1 protein-coding gene is annotated in these 653 nt (G+C 27.9%); it reads right to left on the reverse strand.

The window, feature by feature from the left end; genetic code table 11:
* Positions 1-534 (reverse strand): hypothetical protein (locus B5E79_RS13265; protein WP_143746804.1); only part of this gene is annotated, 534 nt, incomplete at its 3' end.
* Positions 535-653: the final 119 nt, after the last annotated feature.

A 653-nucleotide genomic window follows, 5' to 3' on the forward strand; every position in this document is an offset into this window, starting at 1 on the left:
TGCAGATATGCCTGCTATCTTTCTATTTTCAAAATGTTCAGATAGAATATAATTCGATATCATCTGATGACTGATATCTTTTGTATTGAACACATTATTGTTTTCTAAATACACGAGAAAGTATCTGGCATCATGCAATCTACATAAAATAGTTTTTGTGGAATATTCTTCATTTTCCAAGAATATCTTATAATCATTTATCACATTAAGATATTCATTAGATTTTGGAATCAAGCAAGGCTGACTGGAATAAATTTTCCATCCATCAAGATTGCCATGATAATTATCGCTTAAAAGACAGGCAACTCTGCGATATCTTTCAACTGTACTTTTGGAAAATTTGATGGTACACTCTTTTAGCCATTGATCGATAATATTGGTTGAATATACACAGTTATTTTGTTTCATTAGATGACCAATAATTTTTACTATTCCATCATATCTTGACAATGTCTTAATTGGATAATCATGATAAGATTTCATTTTTTCTTTGGTATCATCTGCAAGCTCTTTAAAAGTATTAAATTTTGTCATTTGTAATCATCCTCCTTAAGATAATTACAAAAGTTTTATGCCGATAAATCAATAAAAAACTAATGATGATACAATGATTATTTCAATTTAATCGGCATAATTATTTTATCGGTATAAGT

This window comes from Massilimicrobiota sp. An134 (assembly GCF_002160815.1).
GTDB lineage: Bacteria > Bacillota_I > Bacilli_A > Erysipelotrichales > Coprobacillaceae > Allocoprobacillus > Allocoprobacillus merdigallinarum.